This is a genomic window from Neptuniibacter sp. QD29_5 (genome assembly GCF_047778125.1).
Taxonomy (GTDB): domain Bacteria; phylum Pseudomonadota; class Gammaproteobacteria; order Pseudomonadales; family Balneatricaceae; genus Neptuniibacter.
This window is the reverse complement of record NZ_CP180556.1, coordinates 1,098,035-1,120,814: the sequence shown is the minus strand read 5'-3', so window position 1 is coordinate 1,120,814 and position 22,780 is coordinate 1,098,035. Positions and strand designations below refer to the sequence as shown.

The following is a 22,780-nucleotide window of genomic DNA, read 5'->3' as shown; positions in this document are numbered from 1 at the left end:
ATCTGATGCGGCATTTTTTTTGGTAAGACGGGAATTGAGTTTTCTAATCGTTTACTAATAAAAGTACGGATTTAATAGAGAAGTCTAAAAAAAGTGCGCAATGTAAGACCTGATCCTGAGATTCCGCTTAGCTTTCTTCTGTATCGCGGACAAGGAAGTCATACTGCTCCATCTCATGGTACACATCTAGCAATTCACCATTGAGTTGCTCAAGGTATTCTTTTGCTACATGATAAAAAAGATCTTTTTCAGCATCCTTCAAACTAATTGAAAACTCACCCTTTTGTAGACGTTCAATTAAGCTGTTAAACGCTGATTTTACGGCATTAGGGTCATCATTTGATATGGGTATTGATATTTTTGGTTCATCTAAAATATCAATAAAACAACTGTCTTCAATCGTGACCAATTCAGCTTCAATTATTTCCATATATCTTTCCTCTTTCACCGAAAGCATTCTGCCCACCCTCTAATGTGGTCATGCTTATCTGCTTCCAATCCAATGCTTTATCTTTATTTTGTAAGCACACCAAACTATTTGAAAATGGATTTCCTGTATAAGTTCCATAACCATCTTTATCATGACATCTATAAATGGAATTATAAGGTAATGTTCTAACTGCCACATTAGCATCATGTGTGGATATAAAGACTATTTTTCCCTGTATTGCCTTGTCATTTATAAGTGGAATGATGACATCATTAATGTACTGATTTCCTAAACTTCTTTCTGGCTCATCCAATAAATATATTTCTTTGTTTTCCGCTAATTCACTATGCAAATTTAGCATTGAACGTTCCCCATTTGATGGGAAGTACTCTTCCTCTAACAAGGTGAACCTTCTCCAGAAAAGTAACAAATCAGAAAGACTTGAAATCTTATCAATATCTACAATTGAATTTAACTCGGTCACTGAATCAAATACATCATTAGATGTAGCTTTGTCTTTTATCGTGTTCATAACACGGACAAAATCTTTTTGATCAATCTTTCGTACACTTCTCATAGATAAGTATTTAGAATCATGAATATCTCCATTCTGAAACTTAAAACTAGTAGCACACTTCAATAGACCTTTATCAGTACCAAGAGCTCCAACATTTTCTATTTGATCCTGAATTTCTTTATTTATATTATCTGTTATTTTTTTAGCGTCTCTCCAGATATTTAATCTATTTGTAGCAAACGTCTTGAAACCTGTGTCACTGGGCTTACTTCTTTCGCCTGTTTTACGGGCAATTTCACTACGGAAGCATTGCGATGCGCTGTCAGTTAACTTTGCACTCTGCCAAGATGCAAAAATGTCCCAAGAAGCATTTTTTAACTTTGATGACAGCGAGTTTAAATTAGCAATCAGTTCATTTCGCTCTTCAACAGTCGTAACCTCATCCACAGGTGAATTAGTCCTTAAAAAATCCATCATATCTTGGACTTTTCTATGTGCAGCTGTGTACTCATTGAACTTGCTATCTGAGTTGTCAGAAAGGAGTGTAGGAAGATCCTTGATCTTCATTTTTTTTGCATTTTTATTTTTGTTTACAGAGTTAAAGAACTCACGATATTGATAGAGACTCGTAATATCAGATTCTTGGGAGTTTCTAATGCGACTAATTTCCTCCTTACAACAATCCACACCCTTTAAGTCAATTACCTCTTCTATATTTTTCCCTTTAATATCGAATCTATCCGCCAATTTATCAGGAGCTGATTCAAATACAGAAGCCTTTATTCCTCTATATGAATAATACTTTGCGATTGCCTCAAGGATTTTTGTTTTTCCAGTCCCTTTCGGACCAAAGATAATATTAATATCATTAAAAACTCTTATTTTAACCTTTGTATCATCTTCAAAGGGTTGCAGATTTAAAACTTCAGAGTGCTTACGATCAATAGCTGTATCTATAGCGGATACGTTTTTTTCAAGTAAAAGGCAAAAGTGCTCAAAGCTATCTACAGACAATCTCAATTCAGGTAAATTGACCACTTCATCTGTGTATTTATCCCAATATTGGACATCAGATCCATATATAGATGTGTGCCCGTGAGCAATAAAAATTCCAGCTGATATACTATTTGTCGCTTCTTTTATTACCCGTTTAGGGTTTACTCCTAGAGACAAAAGTTTATCAATACTAGCTTCGCTCATATCGGGCTTTTTACCCAAATAATGTGCCACATATAATGGTTCAAGCTTATTAAACAAATCTACTGTTTGTTCAAGTGATATTGTAAACTCGTCGGCAGAAATTCCCTCTGTTACTTGATTTACGATCTCTGAAAATTCACTTCTTTTTTCAGGAGAAACAATTACTATCAGGTGAGATCTTTTTTCATTATCGATCACATCCAACTCGATTCCAGGCCAAATTTGAGCAGCTCCATCAAGCTTTACTTCCATTTGATTAAACTGCTCTAAATCAAAAGCATTGTGATTCGTAATAGCTAAGATCTTTACATCTGTTGATTGGACAATCTTAGAAAACTTTTCAGGTGAGATCTCTCGTGTCAACGCGTCTCCCTGTTTTGTCTTTCTAGTATGAACGTGTATATCTATCTTCACGATAACCCTTACTATGATTGAAAGCTAACATTTGTATATACGAGGGCCAGCATATCTACCCTAACCGTAATTGGCTAAAACAGATGTAAGGAATTGAAAAGGAAGGATGAATTATGAAGTGCTAAAGATTCTTCCGTGACAAACCGCGCAAGCACTATATCCATTGATATAAGTAGTTCGATTTCCCGCGCTAGACTTCCATCTATCTAATTCACTTATTTTTTAACGTAATACTCTCGACAGCACAAGCTAGGAATACCTAGCTATTCGACTAAGAACCTATATTCTCCCCCAAATACTCCACCAGCATCCTAACCTTAGGCGACAGGTGTCGATTATGCGGATACAGGGCCCAGATTCCCTCAGGTTCTGGTTGGTAACTCTCCAGCAGCGGCACTAACCTGCATTGCTCGATATGCTCTTTAACGTAGTAATCTGGCAGTTGCACTATCCCCAGCCCTTTTAGGGCCGCATCTAATAGCGCTAAACCGCTATTGCAGCGGAAGCTGCCTTTAATCCGTACTTCCCTCTCTTGGTTTCCATCCAGTAAGCGCCAGTAATCCAAGGTGCCTTGTAGACAGTTGTGTTGATCTAATTCGGAAACAGAATCGGGTCGGCCATGGGCGTTGAGGTAGTCTTTTGAGGCGCAGATAAACTGTTGTCTAGCTCCCAGCCTTTTAGCGATCATGCTGGAGTCGGCGAGCTTGCCTAATCGGATCGCTAAATCATAGCCCTCTTCCACCAGCGCCACTTTCTGGTTGGTGAGATGGCATTCCACTTCGAGTTCTGGGTACTGCAGCATAAAGTCGTTGAGCAGTGGGATGATTTTGGTTTCACCAAAGGTGGTTGGGGCTGTGAGTTTTAGCTTTCCCTGTGGACGGCTTTGTAACTGGCTGAGTGCTCTTTCAGCGTCATCTAAGCCATCTAGCAGTTGGCGGCAGTGTTGGTAGTAGATCTTGCCCTCTTCTGTAACCGAGACCCTGCGAGTTGTGCGGTAGAACAGTTTTGTAGCAAGGCGCTTTTCTAAGGCACTGATCTGCCGACTCACTTGTGCAGTAGAGATACCCAAGCGCTGCGAAGCTACGGTGAAGCTTTCTGTTTCTGCTACCGCAACAAATTCTGTTACGCCCTCCCAGCCAAACATTATTACTGCCTCGTAAAAGTATTTTCATATTTAGCTAGATTATAGCGCTTTATGAAAAAACTATAATGTTTAGCACATTGATCCTTATTGATTAAAAACGCTGTCCTAAATAAAGAGTAGAGCCATGATTAAATCAAAAGCAGCTATCGCTTGGGGGCCTAATCAGCCACTATCCATTGAAGAAGTCGACGTAATGCCACCACAAAAAGGTGAAGTGCTTATCAAGATTGTGGCGACAGGTGTTTGCCATACCGATGCCTTCACCCTTTCCGGTGAAGACCCAGAAGGCATCTTCCCTGCAATCTTAGGTCACGAAGGTGGTGGTATTGTTGAAGCTGTGGGCGAAGGTGTGACCAGTGTCGAAGTGGGTGATCACGTAATTCCACTATACACACCTGAGTGCGGCGAGTGTAAGTTCTGCAAATCGGGCAAAACCAACCTCTGCCAAAAAATTCGAGAAACACAGGGCAAAGGCTTAATGCCAGACGGTACTACCCGTTTTTATAAAGATGGTCAGCCGATCTACCATTATATGGGTTGCTCTACGTTCTCTGAATACACTGTGTTGCCTGAAATATCACTGGCGAAAGTAAACAAAGCGGCACCGCTTGAAGAGGTTTGTCTATTAGGCTGTGGCGTAACAACCGGCATGGGAGCGGTCATGAATACCGCCAAGGTAGAGGAAGGCGCAACAGTTGCTATCTTTGGCTTAGGCGGCATTGGTCTGTCTGCTGTGATTGGTGCCACTATGGCGAAAGCGAGCCGCATCATCGCCATTGATATTAACGAAAGTAAGTTTGATCTCGCTAAACAGCTAGGCGCTACCGAATGCATTAACCCGAAAAACTACGACAAGCCGATTCAGGATGTCATTGTAGAGTTAACCGATGGCGGCGTTGATTACTCGTTCGAGTGTATCGGTAATGTCGATGTGATGCGCTCTGCCCTTGAATGCTGCCACAAAGGCTGGGGTGAGTCGGTGATTATTGGTGTTGCTGGTGCAGGCCAAGAGATCTCTACCCGTCCATTCCAGTTGGTGACTGGACGCGTATGGCGCGGTACTGCCTTTGGTGGTGTTAAGGGCCGTTCAGAGCTTCCTGATTACGTGGAACGCTATCTACAAGGCGAGTTTAAGCTGTCTGATTTTATAACCCACACCATGGGACTAGAGGACATTAACAAAGCATTCGACTTGATGCACGAAGGCGAAAGTATTCGCAGCGTTATTCATTTTGATAAGTAATTGTCTTAAGTAACCCTAACCGAAATCCACCCTGAGTCTATTCAGGGTGGATGTGAGTAAACTCAATGCAGATTGAAAATTTAGCTCAATTCAAAAGCTTTGGTGGTTGGCAGAAGCAGTATCAGCACGACTCCACCAGTTTGAACTGCAGCATGCGCTTCTCTATTTTTCTTCCGCCGCAAACACTGGCAGGGGAAAAAGTGCCTGTGCTGTATTGGCTATCTGGTCTAACATGCACCGATGAGAACTTTATTCAAAAAGCCGGTGCTCAGCGTATTGCTGCGGAGTTAGGTATCGCCATTGTCACACCCGATACTAGCCCTCGCGGTGAAGGTGTAGCGGACGATCCTGGATATGACTTGGGCATGGGTGCGGGCTTTTATGTCAACGCTACCCAAGCACCGTGGCAGCAGCACTATCAGATGTACGATTACATTGTGACTGAGTTACCTGCCCTGATTGAGGCGAACTTCCCCGTCACAGAGCAACGGGCGATTTCTGGACATTCTATGGGTGGACACGGCGCGTTGATGATCGCTCTGCGCAACCCTCAGCGTTTCTCATCCGTGAGTGCATTTAGCCCGATTACCAATCCAACCAACTGCCCTTGGGGTCAAAAGGCGTTTGCTGCTTATCTAGGCGATGATGCAGAGGTTTGGAAACAATACGATAGCTGTGAGCTGTTTAAGAACGCTAATAATTTTATGCCGACACTGATTGATCAAGGCAAGAAAGATCAGTTTTTGGATGAACAGTTAAAACCTGAAGCGCTATTAGCTGCGGCTGGGGATAACCCTGTGGAGCTGCGTTTACACGATGGCTATGACCATAGCTATTACTTTATTGCGAGCTTTATAGAAGAGCACCTGCGCTTTCATAAGCAGCATTTCACAGGCTAGCTTTCACTTTGATCTGCAGGCTTTGATTAGGCATAAGCACTCTTGTGCCTAATCACTTTTGTTACTTAAACGGCTTTTTTGCTTAACGGCTATTTCTCTAAACTGCTGTGAAGAATGCCGATCCAAACACTTGTAGAAAGAAAACCATTTGTCCAGCTTTGCCATTTAGGGGATAGACCCTTTAACTGCATCTGACCCAAGTTCATCCCTTTATCTTGCATCGCTTGAACTTCGGCCAACGTGCCTTCCAGCATCATTTTAAATGTCTTCAATTCAGCTTTATTTGATACAGGGCCGTGACCTGGAATGACAATGGTTTTGTCGTCTATTAGTTCAAGTACTTTACCTACATTCTCTGCCATGCGGGCAACATTACCGCCATTCTGGATATCTACAAATGGGAAAAAGCCATTGAAATAGTGGTCGCCCATATGGACAACATTCGCCTTTTTGAAAAAGACAACAGAATCACCATCAGTATGACCGCCAGCCAAGTGAACTAACTCAACCTCTTCATCATTAATATAAAGTGTCAGTGCTTTTTCATAAGTTATAGAAGGAAGCGCATGTTCAGGATAAGGCTCGGTTTTCATATTGAAGAGCTTAACCTCTTGAGAGGTTAGTAAACGTTCACGAACATTATCATGTGCGATAATCGTCGCATGATGACCAAAGTGATGATTACCCTCTGTGTGATCACCGTGCCAATGGGTATTGATAATATAAGTCAGCTTATCTTCGCCACCGAATTGCTGCAGGGTATTCTGTAGCGCTGGCGACATCGAGCGGTAGTCATCATCGATCATCAATAAGCCCTGCTCACCCGCTAAAAGTCCAATATTGCCGCCCTTCCCCCGTAACATCGAAATATTCTCGGTCAATTGCTGCACTTTAAACTTAGGGGATTGTTGGTGGTGATTTTCTGCGATAGCAGAGGTTCCAACAAACAAACTAAGCACTGCACCAGCAAGAATAGAGCGGATCAACATTATGATTACCTTTATGATAATTCGATCAAATTTGAGCTTACAATTCAGCTTACTATTTAGCTGACTATGGTGATTAACTATAGTCCATTACCAACAGCGCTACTGGCAATTTGCTAAGAAATAGAAACAAGTTTTAAGCCTGGTTAAACCATTCTTTACGAGACGCTCCATCATAAAAGCTCCAAGCAACAACCCGCGTTATCTTTTGGCCTTGGTGCATTTCGATGGTTTTCACTTTTTTAGCTCTAACCTTCTTTAAAGCGCTATATAGCTGAGGCAGATTTTCTTTTTTTGAGATCAAGCAACTAAACCAAAGTGACTGCTCAGCAAACTCAGCACTTTCCTTGATCATCTGCTTAACAAAAGCGATCTCTCCACCTTTGCACCACAACTCTGCCCCTTGACCTGCAAAGTTCAGTACTTGGTCTTTACCAGAGGATGGTTGTTTGTCACGGTTTAGATTTCTAATCTTCCGTTTAGTACCTGCTGTCGCTTCTTGAAGTGAAGCATGGAACGGCGGATTACACATGGAGAATGCAAAGCGATCTGAAGGTTTGATGATCTGCTTAAATACCTGTTGAGAGGATGGCTGTAGTCGACATTTAAGCTTCCCCTTCAAAACGGAGTTGGCTTTGACGATCTGTTCCGCACAAGCAATAGATACAGGATCAATATCACTACCGACAAACTTCCAACCGTAACTCTGACTACCAATCAGTGGATAGATACAATTAGCCCCTGTACCTATATCTAAACCCTGAACTTGAGCGCCTACCGGCACTTTTCCGCCATTAGATTCAGCTAAAAGGTCTGCAATGTAGTGAAGATAATCAGCACGACCTGGAATTGGTGGGCAAAGGTAGCCCTCAGGGAAATCCCAAAACTGAATATTGTACTCAGTACTTAATAAAGCCTGATTCAGCAGTTTGACTGCTTTAGGTTCAGCAAAACGAATAGAGGTTTCACCTCGTGGCGTTTCATAGGTGTATTTAGCCAACTCAGGAAATGCTTTAACCAAACGAGGAATATCATAAGGTGCAGCATGCGGATTGCGCGGATGCAGGCCCGATTTTCGATTGTTCTTTTGAGAAGGCGCTTTAGAAGATGAATTGTTTGATCTAGCCACAACGATGCCAGTAGAAGGTAAAAAGCAGGATTGTAACAAGATTATTGAGTTGCTGTTAAAACAACGAAGATAAAAGAAAGCCAGACCTTACCTTTCACAGACCCCGACGTATGTTCCCGGTAAGGACTGGCATCTTTCCAGCGAAAAAGAGATCCTCTCTATAAATTGGATACCATGCGAACACGGTATTCATTGGCAACAATGCGCCATTGTGGGACCTCATCCATAACGCCCACTTGATCTAGGTAACGTAGCGATAAGCTACTCGCCAGATCACATTCTCCTGCTACATCAACCGAAGGAAGCATAGCGTCCGCAACATGCACCGCAGTTAAAGGACTAAATTCTTTTGACGACGATAGATGAGGGACATGATGCAACATAACAGCTTCAACTACCTGAGGTGGTAAATTCCACAATGCCAATAAAGCAGCGGCAACCTCACCATGGAAGAAGCCACAAGCGGCTTTTTCTACCAAATAGATTGGCTTTTGCTTTTTAACTGAATAGTTAATCAATTTTTTATACTGAACAGGGTCATGGGCAGCCATAATCATGACCCCTAAATCATGTAGCAATCCCGCTAAAAAAGCTTGGTCTTGAACGGCTTTACTCGCACCGGCTCTTCTTGATATAGCTTGTGCTAGACGCGCGACTAACAATGAACGTTGCCCCATCTTCTCAAAGGAGAACTGATCCCAATCCTGTCCTTCTTTAAACTGATTATTCAATTGGCTGCTCAACGCCATACTTCTAAGGTTTCTTACGCCCAATAAAGAGATCGCTTCTCTCAGATCAGAAATTTGACGACTAAAACCAAAGAATGCTGAATTCACCTGTTTCATGATTTGCGCAACCACCGAAGGGTCCTGCTCAATGATCTCACTAATTTCTGTAAGATCTGCAACATCAGAGTTAACCGCTTCAGTTAGTTGACGATACATACTTGGTGGCGACGGTAAACACCCCACAGTTGATACATAGGTCTGCAGGGATGAACGATTAAGCAGCTTCACCAGCTTAATCTGGTACTCCAGTTCCTCAGCAACTTCTTTGATGGGTACGTTGTTAGGATAAATGCGATGTGCAATTTCAGAAGCTTTAGCTTTAAAGCCCGCATTCCAGAATTCTGCCCCTAGAAATACTCTCACTGCATGAGGCTGTATACGAGATAGCTTAGCCATCAATTCTATATCGACTATTGCACGCATCGAACAAGGTAGAATAACCGCATCGAATGTATTTTGTTCTAATTGGTCGATTAAGCTATCTTTAGAATCTAAACGAACAAATGCCCAATTAAATTCAGACCCTTCTATCTCATGGCTCCAAGCCGCTAAGCCGCCTTGCTCATCCAGCAGAGCGATTTTATATCTGGGCGAAGAGCCTTTATTGATAGTGCTCATAATCTTTACCTGCACATTTTCGATTAATCATTACTACTGTATCCAATCACAATTACTTTCTAAGCGTCAGCAACTGTTGATACCTTAATCCTAGTGCGAAATAACCTTAATAAAAGCGAGCTTTTATTAAAATTTTATCTAGTTTTTAAATGAAATTTTGAGGGTTGTTTAAAAAAATACACAACCTAAGGTAAATACAGGCTTTTCTATATTCATGTGTGTTTTGAATAAAATTTTATCTAGTTTTTAATGAGAAATTTTCACATTAAAAAATCAATAAAAGTAAGATTTATTATTGTAAAGGAGGGCTATTAGGGAGTTTCGCGGTATAGCTCTGCGATGAGCAAGGTAGCTGATTTAGCTAATAGTAACGCGGTTTCGACCCGCATTTTTAGATTGGTACAGCATTTTATCTGCAGTATTGAGTAACACATCTGGGCTATCCCCCATTTTGTACTCAGCTACCCCAAAGCTCACGGTTATATCGATTTGATGAGGAAAAATATGATCCTGAACTAACGCTCGTAGCTTATCGGCAAGTTTCTCGGCTCCAATAATATCCATTTCAGGCGTCACGAGCATAAACTCTTCACCGCCCCATCGACCTAAGATATCGGACTCTCGAATATTACTTTTTACCAGATTACTGACCTCAATAAGCACTTTATCGCCTACTTGGTGGCCACAGTTATCATTTACTGATTTGAAATGATCGATATCGAACAACATAACACAGAAGTTCCCCCCATATCGTTCTGATCGAGCAACCTCTGCTTTTATTACAGCATCCGTTTTTAAACGGTTATATAAACCTGTTAAATGGTCAGTCTGACTAATGCGCTCTAACTGTTTATTCTTCTCTTTAAGGATCTGGTTAAATTGTCTGATGCTTCTGAATCGAACTACAAAGATCATTGAGATAAGGAAAAAGACAACCAGTAACTGCCATAATAGAGTTTGATCAAACTTATTCTGTACCGTCACGCTATACCAGCGTTGTAGAATCTGGTTAGTTTTCTGTGGGGATAAGCCATCGACTGCTTTAGAAAATATACTTAATAGCAACGCATCATCTTTTCTCACCCCAACCCTCAAAACACTTTTGTACTCAGTAAAGCCTGCAACTTTTACGTTGTTAGTTGCAAGCTCCTGTATATCTCGCAGCATACTGATTTGAGTACCAATAGACGCATAAGCCTTACCTGTGGAAACCAGCTTAATTGCCTCTTTTTGTGTTTGCGTATACACCACTTTGATCAGAGGGTAATCCCGTCGAATAAGCTCTTCATAAATATAATTCTTGGGCATGGCCAACACTTTACCCTGTAAGGCAGTTAAGCCATCAATAAATAGCACATCAGTACGGCTAATTAGAGCTACCGCAGCTTTCACATAAGGAGAGGTAAAGTTAAGATAGGCGCTACGTTCTGGACTTTCGTTTAGCATCGATAGAATATCGCACTCTCTAGCTTTCGCTTTGTGCAAAGACTCACTCCAGCTTTTTGTCGGAACAAGCTGAATGTGGATGCCCATCATTTGGGAATACTCTGCCATAAAATCAGCAGACAAACCCACATGTTTACCTTTCTCATTGATGGCTTCAAAAGGCAACCAATCTGGATCTATACACATTGTTATCTGCTCTTTAGATGCGATGTACTTCTTTTCTTCTTCTGTGAAGGACAGCTGTTCGACCGCTAAAATATGGCTGCTAAATAAGAAAAAAAGAAGAAACCGGATCACGCTCATCTCACCCCTCATTGCCTTTCAAAAAAGGTTCTGATGGCCGTGACCAGATATAACATAGAGCAAAGATAATTGTGGCGATGACAGTTAATTTGAGGCCATAGTGGAAAGTTTTAAAAATCAGAGGATAACTAACCATAGCTAACATCATAACCGTTGCTAACCATTTAGCTTTTAAAGGTATAACACCATCCGTTTCCCAATCCTGGATAATCTTTCCAAATAACTTATTTTGCAGTAATGCCTGATGCAGCCTCTCAGAGCTTCGAGAAAAGCAAAAAGCCGCTACTAAGAGGAAGGGCGTAGTGGGCAGTAAAGGTAAAATAACCCCGATCAAACCTAGAAGTACACATATAAATCCGGCGATCAAATAGAGGGTACGTACAATCGTTTTTCTCAACAGATACTCCCTGGACCAAGCCACCTAGAAAGAATATATCAATACAGCAGTACGTATGTCGTGGACATGTATCTATAAGATAGCAGGAATTTAGTTTTTCAGGTTACAGAAAGTATTACTTTAGAGGAAATACCCTCTCAAAAACTAAACACCATTAGTTTAAATTTAAGGTAAAAGAATAAGGGACCTTGAAGTGATGTTATCTATCTTAAGTCCCCAGTTTCTTAGTTCATGACGACTTAAAATCATCTTTCCTTGGCTTTGAAAATGCATTGGTATTTGTGCGCTGCCTTTAGGTAACACTAGTAATTGTTTCGCAAGATTTGCTGCATCTTGGCCCATCAAAATGCCACTGACGACCATCCCAGCCATTACCTTTCCTTTTCCAATAGCTTGTTCATGAGCAGTTATTGTCATTACAGGTGAGTTAGTCGAAACCCAACGACTTAAATCGTCAAAGCTGACGTATTCACCATTTGATTCATGCATAGCTGCATAACCAGCTATCAAGATAAGATCATATCCTTGCTTCTTGCTGAGTTTAATTTGCTCTTTCCAAGCATCTGCACTCGAAACTCTGACAACATCTGCCCGAATGTTCTTAGCAATTCGGAAATTGGATTTACCTCCTAAGTCATACTGAAAAATAGCATCTGCAGTTAAACTATCTCCGAGTAAAATTAGAACTTGTCGCAGCTTTAAACGAGTTGCTCTGGCAAATTCTACAATTGAACGCTTAATCATCGGACGCTCAACTACCCCAGTAATATTCTTAGCACTAATAACCCAAGGATAATCACGACGAATATCCGAGTTAATACCGCAAAAAACTACCGGCGTGTTTTTTGCAATCTGCTCACCTAGTAATCGAAATCCATTATCATCACAAATAATCACCAAATCAGGCTTTTGTTCTTGAAATAGATTCAAAGCCCTTTCCGCACTGAACTTAAACATCCCTTTGGGTAAACGCTTCGTATCCATATGATGAACAAATAACTGATATTCGTCGCCTAACTCTTGCTTTACACCTGTAGTCAGATCTTCCACCCACTTCATCTCTTGATGGTAACTGTGGATCAGCATGATCTTAGTTTCAGCCACAGCTATATCTGCTGCACCTAAACTGACCAACAGCCAAAAAGTCAAAGGTACGATGCTTCGCATATCAATCCTGTATGCTATTCAATGGGTTACTTAATAAAATATAGATGATTATTTAAGATTGGGTGGGTTTATGAACTGCGATAAGGCAGTGGAGGTAAATTTAAAGCATAGCAGCGAGGAGGAATTACCTCCCCCTCTGAGCAAGAAGAATAATCTATTTACTAGAATCCCCCTCAAATTTTACTTTCTTTTTGCATTTAGCGCCTGAAGGTTATGCCCCATCTTATAAAGCAGCATATCTCGATCAATCGGTTTTAGAATCACCTCATGTATCCCTTTTTTCATCGCGTCTTGAGCAAGCTGAGTATCCCCCGGCTTTGCTAAAACCATAATGCGGGTATGAGCCATCTCTGGATCTTGTTTGATCTTATCAATAACAGAGATTGCACTCATATCCGGAAGAGTTAAATCAAGTAAAACAATATCTGGTTTCCAACTTTGTAGAAGTTTCAAGGAGTGGGTCGCGCACCCTGATACCTGAGCTTTGTAACCTCCGGAATCTAAGATCGCTTTAATCTGATCTCGTTGTTCACTTTCATCCTCAAGTAACAAAATATTACTATCGTCAAAAACAACTGTTTCACTGGCCTGTAACGTCTCTTTTTGCTGTTTAGTCAAATTAGTTGCGTGATCGACTTTCGCTTGAAGGCTCTCTTTTGCAGATGTTTGTTGTAACTGAACTTCACGGATATGTTGCTCCTTATGTTGATCGAACAAACTCCGCATATCTGCATGATGATCTTCATGCAAACCACCCTCTTGTATGATCTTCTCTTTCATTCTATCCATAGAGAAAGAAACAAGGTGCATAAGTTTTTCATAACTCTCAGCGTTAAGATCCGATATGTCTTCATTACATGAAATAATCTGATCAAAATACTCACAGAGGTTTTCGACTGAAAAATTATCCGCTCCAAAACTTTTATGGTCATGAAGCGCACGTCGAATAAACCGCAGCCTCAAAAGTAAATGATACGGATCGTAAAGTGGGCGGACTATAAAGTAGTCGTCAAATACATCCTTATTACAGATAGAAAATGCTTCTTTAAGATCCTCCCGACTACAGAAAACGATTTTCTTGAATAGAATCCTTTCAATATTTTTCTTAGCACTTAGGAGATGGAGGTAGCAAATTTCGTTCTCTTGAATGGTATTCAGGCCCATTAATAGCACATCGATTTTATGCTCTACGATCAATGAGAGAGCTTCTTCCTCAGTATTAGCAATATAGAAGCGCGGGAAGTGACGCTTAACCATATTACAAAGTGACTCTAAATCTGATGACTGCTTAATCACCAGCAAGATAGAAAAACGATGTTCTGAACTCATACTTCCCCCATAACTACTTAATCTTAACCTCACCCTTAGTACAGCTTACATTTAAAATTGAGCGTTCATTTTAAATTTAGGTGACATCTCCCAATATGAAAGTTTCTCCCTGGCTTTCAATGACAAGCATCACTTTTCCATCTATTTCTTGCTCTACAGCCATCTCAACGAGTTGATAAAACACATTACGATGGATTAACCCCTTCATTCCGAAACGAACATCAATATAAGGAGAGGGTTCTGAGGTTTCGCTACACTCTTCTACCCAGAGCGAATGGCCCTTGCCAATAACAACTTTATCCCCTGTAGTACTTACAAATTGATACTCAGGTCCATTTTCACCATTGAGAATATGAACTTCTGTCATCAAAAAGGGAGCATCCTCCACTTCGATCCCAACTTTCTCCACCGGCGTTTTCAAGAAGTACTTGCCTTCTTCTAACCACAATACTCTGGAGAATAGTTTAACCATTGCGGGGCGACCGATAATTGTTCCTTGGTAGAACCACTTACCATCGCGGCAAATGCGCATATCAATATCACCGCAAAACTCAGGATTCCATTGATCTAATGGCGGTATACCCTCTCCTGACTTTTCAATCACTTTACTTGCTTCAGATAGATCAAAACCAGGTTGGCTCAAACTCTCTACTCCCAACTTTTTCTTCAGCCTATTAAATTTACTCAACTCTAACTAAAAAACTTTCATCTTATAACTTAAACACATGAATAATATTAATTGTTAGAATAGCTAGCAATTACAGCTTAGATAGAAATTGAAAAACTACAATGAAACAGGATTTAAGAACAAAGTTTGCTGACGATCGCCGTGGTGTATATCTATTTGGTACAACACCGCCTAAAGATGGTACTGCAGAAGAAACCGCTCAAGGCATTGCGGACAAACTGCTAGAACGTCTGCAACATGTCGATTTTGATGGTCTGATTGTTTATGACATTCAGGATGAAAGTAGCCGTATCGACAAGCCACGTCCGTTTCCATTCATGCGTACCTTAGATCCACGTGCTTACTCTAAGCTAATCCGTGAAAAAGCAGATAAACCTGTTATCACATACAAGAGTGTGTCTCAGCGTGATAAAGAAGCTTTTATCTCTTGGTTAGATGAAGCTTGGAACGAATATGGAGTTCGTGACACTGTTCTTGTAGGAAGTCCATCTTCTGATGGTGATATCCAGCTTAGCCTTAATGATGCTTACGCTGCGCTTGCGGAGCACCCAGCTGACTTTCAACTGGGCGGAGTTACAATTGCCGAGCGTCACGCCTCTAAGCGTAATGAGCACGAACGTTTAGTCAGCAAAACTGAGCAAGGCTGTGAATTCTTTATCTCTCAGGCGGTTTATGATGCGCAAGCAACAATTGATATGTTGAGCAGTTACGCACGTAAGTGTCGTGAAGATGGTGTTAAACCAAAGCGCGTCATTCTGACCTTTACGCCATGTGGTAGCACTAAGACTCTAGAATTTATGGAGTGGTTGGGGATTTCTGTACCTGAAGCTACCCGTTTCCGTATCATGGATGCTCACAGCCCGTTACAGGAATCTATTCGTATTTGCCGTAACAACTTAGAACAGATTTTAGAAGCAGTAATGCCACTTGGCATCCCTGTAGGTTTAAATATTGAAAGCTTAACTAACCGTAAAGAAGAGATCGACGCTTCGATTCGTTTGTTCAAGCTTCTTAAGTCCGTTGTAGATCTTAAGCTAGCCGAAGCAGATATTTAATGCCCACCTAGAGTTAGAATAGAAAAAGGCCGCAAATATTCGCGGCCTTGTCTTTTCGGTCCTTCACATTAATGTTTTGTTTATTTTCAACAACATATGTGTCCGAGCGAGATCGTCTTGCACTTTGCGTTTATATTCTAGTGATTCGGAAGAAAGAGCAGACTTTTGCCTAAGCACAGTCCAATCCTCTAAATCGTTATTATTTTTCAGTAATGCTTTAAATGCTTCGGGAAAATCAGATTCCTGGTCTATACCAGAAATATCCACGTCTCCCTTTAAAAGAAAAACGCTCTCACCCTCTTTACACTGAACACGAGATTCACTGAAATTAAAAAGATGGGAAGCGTATTCTTGCGAAAAACACACCGGCATGTCTGCAACTTTTATCCCTTGAGGAGCTAACTGAAGTTGACCTTCAGTTTCATTTTTTACTGCAAGCACGTAGGTTGGTATTTTCATATCAAGCACTCCTTTCCTGTTTGAACAACAGTTTCTTCATCTATGAATCAACTCCCCCTGGTTCCATACCGGGGAACAGGTGCAAAAAAGATAATAACTATCATTTTTGACAGTAAGCAGTTTAGACACTGATCTATGCATCTTTGTGACAAAAACTTCATTTATTAATATATTTCAGCTCAATAAAAGAAGCATATGAGATCTAAAAACTCTCCATCCCCACTATTTCTAAGCCTTAAGCAATATTAAAAATACCTGATTTAGCAAGTTAACATATTAAAGATTATTAAAATCTCTAATAGTACCTATTGTGTGATATTTGTTGTTGCAAAACTGTTGCCCTAAAGCAACGGATTGTTGCAATTTTAACACTTGCTCAGTTAAGTAAAAAACAGTATTTTTGACGGACCGTCATTTATAGGTAATAGAAAAGAATATGAGCCCCAAAGTTATTCACGAAGCAGATTTAGAAGCACGTGAAGAAGAAATAATGCTAGCTGCTATACAGATCATCAGTGAATTAGGTGTAGCAGGGCTCACTATAGATAAAGTAGTAGCAAGGCTGCCTTACTCTAAAGGAACGGTATACAACCATTTTACCTGTAAAGAAGACCTATTAACCGGTCTATGCAACCGTTGTGTGAGACGACTAGGGGCGCTATTCGAACGTGCCTTTCAATATAACGGAAGCAGTCGCGAGAAAATGCTCGCCGTTGGGTACGGCTATATGCTCCATTCACAGCTAAACCCTACAGAATTTATGTTGGTTCTTTCTGCTAAGACACCGTCAGTTCGGGAAAAATCAACCGAAAAGCGTCAAGAAGAACACCTTATTCTAGAAAATAAGCTTTTGGGCGGCATGTTGGAGGTTATCTCCTCAGGCCTTGCGAGTGGTGATTTATCGTTACAACCCCACCTTTGCCCTGCGCAAGTAGCGTTTTCATTATGGTCAATGAGTTTCGGTACTATTGCCTTGCTTCATGAAACCCTTGATCGCTGTAACGTTAGAGCTGAAATGCAACTAGAAAGAGAACTAGTTAACCACTCAAATATTCTATTGGATGGCCTAAATTGGAAGCCTTATACCCAAGACCATCCGTGGCATGAGAGCATTCAGCGCTTTAAAACCGAACTTTTTGCTGAAGAAGTTAAACAGCTTCAGCAAAAGCAGTTGATGTGCAGTTCTGAATAAACTGCGATGAATTAAAAAACGCGGTGCTTGCACCGTTTTTTAAACCTTAGTTAATGACGTTTCGTCATTAAAAAAGAAATAACTAATATTGCTTAACCGCAATCAACCCCGCAAGGGCCCTTGGAGCAGGAAAATGAGAGATCGCCTTTTCCGATTCGTGTTGAACCACCCTATTTGGGTCGTTCTCTTCTCGATAATGTTCGTTGTTGGCGCAACTTAGGGCGCTAAAAATCTGGTCTTCAAAAGCGACTATCGCGTGTTTTTCAGTGATGAGAATCCTCAACTGACAGCATTCGAAGCAATGCAGAAGATTTACAGCAAAAGTGACAATGTTGCTTTTGTTATCTCACCCGAAAATGGTGATGTATTTACCCCTAAAACCCTTGCAGCCGTTCAAGAACTCACGACTGAATCTTGGCAGGTGCCCTACTCTACCCGTGTAGATTCAGTTACAAACTATCAGCACACTTGGTCTGAAGAAGACGACATGATCGTCGAAGATCTAGTACTAGACGCTGAAACGTTGACTGACTCGGATATGCCAAGGCTAAAAGAGATCGCTGTTAATGAACCATTATTGGTAAACAAGGTTATCTCTAAAGAGGGTCATGTCACGGTTGTAAACATCACCGTACAGCTACCGGGCGTTGATCCTGTAGTTGAAGTGCCTCAGGTTGTAAGTAAAGTTCGCGAAATGCGCGATAACTTCGTTCAAGCTAACCCAAATCTGAAAGTGCACCTTTCAGGCATGGTGATGATGAACAATAGCTTTGCTGAAGCATCCATCGAAGACAATGCGACGCTAGTGCCTTTGATGTTCTTAGTCGTAATCATCGGTATGGTACTGCTATTACGCAATTTTAGCGGCACCTTAGCCACCGTTGTTGTGATCATCTGCTCTATTGCAGCAACTATGGGTTTAGCGGGCTGGACAGGTTTCTACTTAACTGGCCCATCTGCAAGTACCCCAATTATGGTACTGACGTTAGCGGTAGCAGATTGTGTGCACATACTGACCACTATGTTTTATGAGATGCGTCAGGGCGTTAAGAAAGAGAAAGCGATTCAGGATAGTTTGCGTATTAACTTCCAGCCAATTTTCTTAACAAGCTTAACTACGGCTATAGGCTTCTTAAGCCTCAACTTCTCGGACTCTCCTCCATTCAGAGATCTGGGTAATATGGTTGCTGCGGGCGTAATGCTTGCCTTTATCTTCTCGGTAACAATATTCCCTGCAATGCTGCGCTTACTACCTGTCCACGTTAAACCGCTTGAAGAAGGTAAGAATGACTTCATGCATAAACTGGCAGACCTTGTAATTGCAAAGCGTCGCGTGCTACTTCCAGCGATGTCAGTTTTGATGATTGCTGCAGTTTTCTTAGTACCGCTAAACAAGCTAAATGATGACTTCGTAAAGTATTTTGATGAAACCGTGCCATTCCGTCAGGCAACTGATTACATGCAAGATAACCTATCTGGCATGACGGCAATGGAGATCTCCATCGATACCAAAGAAGCCAGTGGCATTAACTCCCCTGCTTTCCTTAAAACTGTGGGCGATCTTACCGAATGGCTACGAGTACAACCTGAAACTGATCACGTGAATACGTTGAGCGATATTATTAAACGCTTGAACAAAAACATGCACAGTGATGATCCTGCGTATTACAAACTACCGGATGAACGTGAACTATCAGCGCAATACTTATTGCTGTACGAAATGTCCCTGCCTTACGGTTTGGATCTAAATAACCAGCTAAACGTGGATAAGTCTTCTACTCGCATCATCGCTACGTTCAATAATATGACCAGTACCGAGCAGATTGAGTTGGAAAGCCGCATCTATAACTGGTTTGCAGAGAATGCACCGAACTATGAGGTTGATATTGCGAGTCCAAGCCTAATGTTTGCGCATATTGGACAACGTAATATCTACAGCATGTTGATCGGTACATCTTTAGCCCTAATACTGATCTCAGTATTGCTTGGCTTTGCATTACGCTCGGTTAAATTCGGTTTTATCAGCCTAATTCCAAACTTAGCACCAGCGGCAATGGGCTTTGGTGTTTGGTACTTGATTGATGGCCAAGTAGGCCTAGCACTTTCAGTTGTTGCCGGCATGACACTAGGTATCGTGGTAGATGATACGGTTCATTTCTTAAGCAAGTACCTTCATGCACGTAGAGATCGCAACAAGAATAGTAAAGAAGCTGTAGGTTATGCATTTGCTAGCGTAGGTAAAGCATTATGGATAACCACCTTTGTATTGGTAGCAGGCTTTATGGTGTTGGCTCAGTCGACCTTTAAAGTGAACGCCGACATGGGTCTACTAACAGCACTGACCATTTTGATCGCGTTAATTGTGGACTTCCTATTCTTACCACCACTTCTGATGCTGCTAGATAAAACAGCGAAGGAAGAGCAAGAAGACTCAGAAAACATTGACCCTATGCAAGCTGACCCGGCACAAACTGGCCCTGTACAACCTGCTAATGCAGCACTTAAAAACTCTGAAGGAGAGAAAGATGACTCTGTTAACCAACCCGCTTAAATCTGTATGCATTGCAGGCATGATTCTAACTTCAGGCGTTGCGATGGCTGAAACGGCTGAAGAAAAAGGCCTACGCATTGCAGAAGAAGCTAAAGCAAGCGATCTTGGCTGGACTGATATGCAAGCGCAGATGAATATGATTCTGCGTAACAAACAGGGTCAGGAAAGCGTGCGTGAAATTCGCATGAAGTCTTTAGAAGTTGATGACGACGGTGATAAAAGCCTATCGGTCTTCGACAAGCCTAGAGATGTTAAGGGCACAGCGTTTTTAAGCTTCTCACACCCTGTCGGTGCAGACGATCAGTGGCTGTATTTACCTGCTCTTAAACGCGTAAAACGTATTGCTTCACGTAACAAATCCGGCCCATTTATGGGTTCTGAATTTGCTTACGAAGATCTATCTTCCTTTGAGGTAGAAAAATACACATACAAGTATCTACGTGATGAAGCTTGTGAAGGCGGTGCTTGTTTTGTTGTAGAACAATACCCAGTGGATAAGAACTCTGGTTATACCCGACGCGTAGTATGGTTAGATCAAGCAGAGTACCGTCCATGGAAAATCGATTTCTACGACCGTAAAGATTCTGAACTGAAGACCCTGACTTACCATGAGTACAAAGAGTATGAAGGTAAGCACTGGCGTCCAGATCTAATGAAAATGGTGAACCATCAAACAGGTAAAAGCACCGACCTTACCTACGGTTCTTATCAGTTCAAAACGGGTTTAACTGATAAAGATTTCAACAAAAACACGCTAAAACGAGCGCGCTAAGATGATTAGGCAGACGTTCACGACTGCACTGGCAGCAGGGCTTTTAACAGCCCTGCCTGCTCAGGCAGAAACCTACTTTGAGTTATCGGGTAAAGCCTCCGCAGATTTACGCCTATTTACTCAAAGTGCTCAATTCGCGGGGCAGGACTACGACACAAATTTGTCATTCTCTTTCGAGCCTGAGCTTTATTGGGAGTGGAACGATGGTGCTGATAGCTTAACCTTTACCCCCTTTCTTCGTTTAGATGAAAACGACAGCGAGCGAACCCACGGAGATATTCGTGAGTTAAGCTGGGTGCATGTATCCGACGACTGGGAACTGCGTACAGGTATACGCAAAGTCTTTTGGGGTGTTACCGAATTCCAGCATCTCGTTGATGTGATCAACCAGACAGATGGTGTCGAGGACTTTGATGGCGAAGATAAACTTGGTCAGCAAATGATCAATCTATCCTTAGTCAAAGACTGGGGTATCATCGATCTCTACCTTTTACCAGGGTTCCGAGAACGCACCTTTGCTGGCACAGATGGTCGCCTCCGCGGAGGTCTAGTGGTCGATACTGATAGAGCAACCTTTGAATCCAGCGCAGGTAATAAGCATATCGATACCGCAATTCGCTGGAGCCATACGCTTGGCGATTTCGATTTAGGTGCTTATTGGTTTAGAGGTACAAACCGAGATCCTAAACTACAAGTCCAGTCAGTGAATGGGCAGACGATCTTAGTGCCCCATTACGAACAGATGAACCAGATTGGTTTTGACCTACAAGCCACCTTAGATAGCTGGCTTTGGAAGTTGGAAACCATTCATCGCGATACTAAAAGTGAAAACTATTGGGCCGCTCAAGGTGGTTTTGAATATACCTTTTACGGTATTCAAGACAGCTCTGCTGATATAGGCGTTTTGCTGGAATATGGCTGGGACGAGCGCGGTAAATCAGCTGACGCGGCTATCCAAAATGACGTTTTTATGGGGGCGCGATTAACCCTAAACGATGCAGCAAGCACCGAAGTATTAGCTGGTATTGGTCATGATTTGGACTACTACAGTAACAGTATGATTATTGAAGCGAGTAGACGTTTTGGTGATAACTGGAAATTAAGCCTAGATGGTCGGTTCTTTTCGGCTGATAACCCAGCAGACCTGAGTTATAGCCTAAAACAAGATGACCACCTTCAACTTACTGTGGAACGTTATTTCTAAGGTCTGATTCCTGTTGATTTTCAGCTGCTGGAGCAGTGGGTGCCCCCCTCAACTCCTGCTCCAGCCTGTCAATCTCAACCAGTTTATCTTGTAACTCTTTGTAGCGTTCTGGATCCCAGACAATATGCTTATTTTCCCGATCAATTTCATAGCGTGCTTGATATAGGAAGTCCATTCCTAGCAAACCATCGGTTCCTGTACTACCTCCCTGATAATCAAGAACACCAGCTGTTACACTCTTCGCTTTGTAAGGCCCTATTTCAACGCGATCAAAATTAATTTTTTGTGTTTCGACCACACTGCCATCCGCAACCCTCGCTGAGCCCCCTCGGCGCAAGAGAGCACCAAGGGAATCAATTGCTTGTTTATGAACAACTGTAAATGAGGCACCTGTATCCATAACTAAGGATAATTGAGTTGAGCGAGCGCCATATACTACTTTAACTGGAACGACGATCCGGTTGGAATGAAACTGAAAAGGCGTAATCCATTTTTTCATGGCTTCGTTAATATCAGTTCGAGCCTTATCCAGCTCTAACAGTTGCTGCTTAACATTCAATTCTTGCTGATAAGCTTCAAGCTCTAAAGGCTTGAGCTTATCTTTTTTCTCTTCACGAGATTCCAACTGATCACGGTATTTATGTGGAATTTTAGATAATCTATCTACAAACACTTTACGACCATTATCATCTACATATTCGTAGATCCGCGCCTCGGCTAAGGTCGGCATAACCAACAAAGCACTCAATAATGGTGCTAACAGAAGTTTTCTATCCATGATTATCCTTCCTAAAAGTGTTTAGTTAAAAAATTGGTTCAACCCATTCAGCATAAACAAAACAACAATTG

General features: G+C 41.7%; 20 protein-coding genes. 7 read left to right on the top strand and 13 right to left on the bottom strand.

The genetic code is table 11. The features are described from left to right. Window positions 1-127: 127 nt before the first annotated feature. The 3 genes from ACMXYR_RS05080 to ACMXYR_RS05070 all read right to left on the bottom strand — a co-directional run bounded on the left by ACMXYR_RS05080 (window position 128) and on the right by ACMXYR_RS05070 (window position 3,705). Window positions 128-430 (bottom strand): hypothetical protein, encoded by a 303-nt coding sequence (locus ACMXYR_RS05080; RefSeq protein ID WP_415903169.1) that lies wholly within the window; start codon window positions 428-430, stop codon window positions 128-130. Continuing rightward, entirely contained in the window at window positions 417-2,510 is a 2,094-nt protein-coding gene (locus ACMXYR_RS05075; RefSeq protein WP_415903168.1) for a hypothetical protein, read from the bottom strand. Before ACMXYR_RS05075 ends, ACMXYR_RS05080 begins: the two co-directional genes overlap by 14 nt. A gap of 322 nt (window positions 2,511-2,832) precedes the next feature. Next, a complete protein-coding gene (locus ACMXYR_RS05070) occupies window positions 2,833-3,705 on the bottom strand; it encodes a LysR family transcriptional regulator (RefSeq protein ID WP_415903167.1) in 873 nt (290 codons plus the stop codon). 124 nt (window positions 3,706-3,829) lie between these two features. On the opposite strand from ACMXYR_RS05070, the gene ACMXYR_RS05065 reads away from it, so the two are divergent. After that, on the top strand, window positions 3,830-4,948 hold the full coding sequence (locus ACMXYR_RS05065) for an S-(hydroxymethyl)glutathione dehydrogenase/class III alcohol dehydrogenase (protein ID WP_415881791.1): 1,119 nt from the start codon (window positions 3,830-3,832) through the stop codon (window positions 4,946-4,948). Between the two features lie 65 nt (window positions 4,949-5,013). Beyond that, window positions 5,014-5,847 (top strand): S-formylglutathione hydrolase, encoded by an 834-nt coding sequence (gene fghA / locus ACMXYR_RS05060; RefSeq protein WP_415903166.1) that lies wholly within the window; start codon window positions 5,014-5,016, stop codon window positions 5,845-5,847. An 89-nt stretch (window positions 5,848-5,936) separates the two neighbouring features. Here the strand turns inward: fghA and ACMXYR_RS05055 are convergent, their stop codons facing one another. The 8 genes from ACMXYR_RS05055 to ACMXYR_RS05020 all read right to left on the bottom strand — a co-directional run bounded on the left by ACMXYR_RS05055 (window position 5,937) and on the right by ACMXYR_RS05020 (window position 14,653). Further along, on the bottom strand, window positions 5,937-6,836 hold the full coding sequence (locus tag ACMXYR_RS05055; RefSeq protein WP_415903165.1) for an MBL fold metallo-hydrolase: 900 nt from the start codon (window positions 6,834-6,836) through the stop codon (window positions 5,937-5,939). 133 nt (window positions 6,837-6,969) lie between these two features. Next, window positions 6,970-7,962 carry a 23S rRNA (adenine(1618)-N(6))-methyltransferase RlmF gene (gene rlmF, locus ACMXYR_RS05050; RefSeq protein ID WP_415903164.1) on the bottom strand — a complete coding sequence of 331 codons (993 nt, stop codon included), beginning with the start codon at window positions 7,960-7,962 and terminating at the stop codon, window positions 6,970-6,972. A gap of 158 nt (window positions 7,963-8,120) precedes the next feature. Next, window positions 8,121-9,368: an HDOD domain-containing protein gene (locus tag ACMXYR_RS05045; protein WP_415903163.1), complete on the bottom strand. Its 1,248-nt coding sequence runs from the start codon at window positions 9,366-9,368 to the stop codon at window positions 8,121-8,123. Window positions 9,369-9,725: 357 nt separating this feature from the next. Continuing rightward, a complete protein-coding gene (locus ACMXYR_RS05040) occupies window positions 9,726-11,117 on the bottom strand; it encodes a diguanylate cyclase (RefSeq protein WP_415903162.1) in 1,392 nt (463 codons plus the stop codon). A 1-nt stretch (window position 11,118) separates the two neighbouring features. Further along, window positions 11,119-11,514, bottom strand: coding sequence for a YbaN family protein (locus ACMXYR_RS05035; RefSeq protein WP_415903161.1), 396 nt, complete (start codon window positions 11,512-11,514; stop codon window positions 11,119-11,121). Between the two features lie 165 nt (window positions 11,515-11,679). Next, window positions 11,680-12,681: an ABC transporter substrate-binding protein gene (locus tag ACMXYR_RS05030; RefSeq protein ID WP_415903160.1), complete on the bottom strand. Its 1,002-nt coding sequence runs from the start codon at window positions 12,679-12,681 to the stop codon at window positions 11,680-11,682. Window positions 12,682-12,861: 180 nt separating this feature from the next. Beyond that, window positions 12,862-14,010, bottom strand: coding sequence for a response regulator (locus ACMXYR_RS05025; RefSeq protein WP_415903159.1), 1,149 nt, complete (start codon window positions 14,008-14,010; stop codon window positions 12,862-12,864). A gap of 76 nt (window positions 14,011-14,086) precedes the next feature. Then, complete coding sequence (locus tag ACMXYR_RS05020; RefSeq protein ID WP_415903158.1) at window positions 14,087-14,653, bottom strand: DUF1285 domain-containing protein; 567 nt, start codon at window positions 14,651-14,653, stop codon at window positions 14,087-14,089. A gap of 146 nt (window positions 14,654-14,799) precedes the next feature. Here ACMXYR_RS05020 and ACMXYR_RS05015 point away from each other — a divergent pair, with 146 nt between their 5' ends. Beyond that, entirely contained in the window at window positions 14,800-15,753 is a 954-nt protein-coding gene (locus ACMXYR_RS05015) for a methylenetetrahydrofolate reductase (RefSeq protein WP_415887484.1), read from the top strand. Window positions 15,754-15,816: 63 nt separating this feature from the next. On the opposite strand, the gene ACMXYR_RS05010 is transcribed toward ACMXYR_RS05015, so the two are convergent. Continuing rightward, window positions 15,817-16,212 (bottom strand): hypothetical protein, encoded by a 396-nt coding sequence (locus tag ACMXYR_RS05010; RefSeq protein WP_415887482.1) that lies wholly within the window; start codon window positions 16,210-16,212, stop codon window positions 15,817-15,819. Between the two features lie 436 nt (window positions 16,213-16,648). Here ACMXYR_RS05010 and ACMXYR_RS05005 point away from each other — a divergent pair, with 436 nt between their 5' ends. The 4 genes from ACMXYR_RS05005 (at window position 16,649) to ACMXYR_RS04990 (ending at window position 21,931) form a co-directional block, all read left to right on the top strand. Beyond that, complete coding sequence (locus ACMXYR_RS05005; RefSeq protein WP_415903157.1) at window positions 16,649-17,404, top strand: TetR/AcrR family transcriptional regulator; 756 nt, start codon at window positions 16,649-16,651, stop codon at window positions 17,402-17,404. Between the two features lie 256 nt (window positions 17,405-17,660). Continuing rightward, entirely contained in the window at window positions 17,661-19,955 is a 2,295-nt protein-coding gene (locus tag ACMXYR_RS05000) for an efflux RND transporter permease subunit (RefSeq protein WP_415903156.1), read from the top strand. Then, window positions 19,930-20,727 carry an outer membrane lipoprotein-sorting protein gene (locus ACMXYR_RS04995; protein WP_415903155.1) on the top strand — a complete coding sequence of 266 codons (798 nt, stop codon included), beginning with the start codon at window positions 19,930-19,932 and terminating at the stop codon, window positions 20,725-20,727. Before ACMXYR_RS05000 ends, ACMXYR_RS04995 begins: the two co-directional genes overlap by 26 nt. Window position 20,728: 1 nt before the next feature. Continuing rightward, window positions 20,729-21,931 (top strand): hypothetical protein, encoded by a 1,203-nt coding sequence (locus ACMXYR_RS04990; protein ID WP_415903154.1) that lies wholly within the window; start codon window positions 20,729-20,731, stop codon window positions 21,929-21,931. Here the strand turns inward: ACMXYR_RS04990 and ACMXYR_RS04985 are convergent. Continuing rightward, the gene (locus tag ACMXYR_RS04985) at window positions 21,909-22,709 is read right to left on the bottom strand and encodes a retropepsin-like aspartic protease (protein WP_415903153.1); all 801 of its coding nucleotides are present in this window, start codon (window positions 22,707-22,709) and stop codon (window positions 21,909-21,911) included. The two genes, ACMXYR_RS04990 and ACMXYR_RS04985, sit on opposite strands and share 23 nt — an antisense overlap. Between the last annotated feature and the right edge of the window lie 71 nt (window positions 22,710-22,780).

What these genes read in the sequence shown, in the direction of transcription:
- ACMXYR_RS05030 (WP_415903160.1), bottom strand. Translation starts at nt 12,681, where the DNA reads ATGCGAAGCATCGTACCTTTGACTTTTTGGCTGTTGGTCAGTTTAGGT.
- ACMXYR_RS05005 (WP_415903157.1), top strand. Translation starts at nt 16,649, where the DNA reads ATGAGCCCCAAAGTTATTCACGAAGCAGATTTAGAAGCACGTGAAGAA.
- ACMXYR_RS05025 (WP_415903159.1), bottom strand. Translation starts at nt 14,010, where the DNA reads ATGAGTTCAGAACATCGTTTTTCTATCTTGCTGGTGATTAAGCAGTCA.
- ACMXYR_RS05045 (WP_415903163.1), bottom strand. Translation starts at nt 9,368, where the DNA reads ATGAGCACTATCAATAAAGGCTCTTCGCCCAGATATAAAATCGCTCTG.
- ACMXYR_RS05070 (WP_415903167.1), bottom strand. Translation starts at nt 3,705, where the DNA reads ATGTTTGGCTGGGAGGGCGTAACAGAATTTGTTGCGGTAGCAGAAACA.
- ACMXYR_RS05040 (WP_415903162.1), bottom strand. Translation starts at nt 11,117, where the DNA reads ATGAGCGTGATCCGGTTTCTTCTTTTTTTCTTATTTAGCAGCCATATT.
- ACMXYR_RS04990 (WP_415903154.1), top strand. Translation starts at nt 20,729, where the DNA reads ATGATTAGGCAGACGTTCACGACTGCACTGGCAGCAGGGCTTTTAACA.
- ACMXYR_RS05080 (WP_415903169.1), bottom strand. Translation starts at nt 430, where the DNA reads ATGGAAATAATTGAAGCTGAATTGGTCACGATTGAAGACAGTTGTTTT.
- ACMXYR_RS04995 (WP_415903155.1), top strand. Translation starts at nt 19,930, where the DNA reads ATGACTCTGTTAACCAACCCGCTTAAATCTGTATGCATTGCAGGCATG.
- ACMXYR_RS04985 (WP_415903153.1), bottom strand. Translation starts at nt 22,709, where the DNA reads ATGGATAGAAAACTTCTGTTAGCACCATTATTGAGTGCTTTGTTGGTT.
- fghA (WP_415903166.1), top strand. Translation starts at nt 5,014, where the DNA reads ATGCAGATTGAAAATTTAGCTCAATTCAAAAGCTTTGGTGGTTGGCAG.
- ACMXYR_RS05010 (WP_415887482.1), bottom strand. Translation starts at nt 16,212, where the DNA reads ATGAAAATACCAACCTACGTGCTTGCAGTAAAAAATGAAACTGAAGGT.
- ACMXYR_RS05065 (WP_415881791.1), top strand. Translation starts at nt 3,830, where the DNA reads ATGATTAAATCAAAAGCAGCTATCGCTTGGGGGCCTAATCAGCCACTA.
- ACMXYR_RS05015 (WP_415887484.1), top strand. Translation starts at nt 14,800, where the DNA reads ATGAAACAGGATTTAAGAACAAAGTTTGCTGACGATCGCCGTGGTGTA.
- ACMXYR_RS05055 (WP_415903165.1), bottom strand. Translation starts at nt 6,836, where the DNA reads ATGTTGATCCGCTCTATTCTTGCTGGTGCAGTGCTTAGTTTGTTTGTT.